The sequence below is a fragment of the Acetobacter sp. DsW_063 genome (genome assembly GCF_002153745.1).
Lineage (GTDB): Bacteria > Pseudomonadota > Alphaproteobacteria > Acetobacterales > Acetobacteraceae > Acetobacter.
The window spans coordinates 1-349 of the sequence record NZ_JOPL01000088.1; the positions used below are offsets into that span (position 1 = coordinate 1).

Consider the following 349-nt stretch of genomic DNA (forward strand, 5'->3'; position numbering starts at 1 on the left):
GCTTGATCTCAACCGCACGCGCCTGCATCACAACGGCATCGGCTCCACAGGTTCGCAGCTCCTGAACGCGCAGAACATCGGCTACATTACCACGGCCTATCCGCGCAGCAAGATCATCCTGAATGCGTTCTATACCGTTGGAAACTGGGATGTGAACGTTCGCCAGACCCGTTATGGTCAGACGACGAACATGCTGACCTATCAGGACTGGGCCTACCCGAAGACGCTCCAATACAGTGTCAATCAGTTCCAGAAGTTCGAAAACTCCCCTCACTGGCTGACGGATATCGAAGTTGGCTACCGCTTCAACAAGAACTGGCATCTGGCCGTCGGCGTGAACAACATCTTC

General features: G+C 54.4%; 1 pseudogene. It reads left to right on the forward strand.

The annotated features are described in order from the left end of the window. A pseudogene (locus HK28_RS11230) lies at nt 1–349 on the forward strand (TonB-dependent receptor); the annotation flags it as partial.